This window comes from Polaromonas sp. P3_C2, assembly GCF_056402675.1.
Window position 1 is genome coordinate 1 of sequence record NZ_JBFUGX010001166.1, and the last position, 703, is coordinate 703.

A 703-nucleotide genomic window follows, 5' to 3' on the forward strand; every position below is an offset into this window, starting at 1 on the left:
CGCTTTACCAACTGGAGCTCGGTGCTCGATGCGCGGCTGGCCATGCACCACCTCGATGAAATCTGCGAAGACCAGCGGGCCGCTCTGCAGGACTGGATCGATTCGATTGAAACCTGGCCCGAAGGCGGGACACCCGCCGCAGTGCGCGAGCGCGAACTGCTCAAAATCCGCTCACGCGATGTGCTTGAGCACATCGAACGCGTGGTGCACCATGTGCGCCGCATGGAGCAAAGCGCCGAAACCGCGGTGCAAATGCATTTCTCGGCGCAAAGCAACCGCACCAACGACATCATGCGCACGCTGACGGCGCTCACCGCCATCTTCCTGCCGCTGAACCTGATCACCGGGTTCTTCGGCATGAACTTCGAGTTCATGCCCTTTCTTCACGCCTCCACCGGTTTCTGGTGGACCTTCGGGGTCATGGTCCTGATCGTCGTGGTGGTCGCCACGGTGTTCTGGCGCAAGCAGTACCTGGCCAGGACGCGCCGCTGACACGGCGCCCGCAAACGGTCCCCGAAAGCCACCGCCGCGATCTGCCGCCATGCAGCCTGAAACCCGGCCTCACAATCCTTGCGGCGTGAAGGTTGGCTGCGCAGGCTGGAGCCTGCCGCGCGACACCTGGCCCGAATTCCCGCCGGACGGCAGCCACCTTGAGCGCTATGCCGCCCGTTTCAATGCGGTCGAGATCAATTCTTCCTTCTAC

Annotated in this window: 1 protein-coding gene; it reads left to right on the forward strand. The window is 63.0% G+C overall.

Annotation, left to right across the window (positions count from 1 at the left end; translation table 11 throughout):
• The coding region (locus tag AC1DWI_RS25365) for a CorA family divalent cation transporter (RefSeq protein ID WP_477726213.1) at positions 1 to 492 on the forward strand (492 nt) is incomplete at its 5' end.
• Positions 493 to 703: the final 211 nt, after the last annotated feature.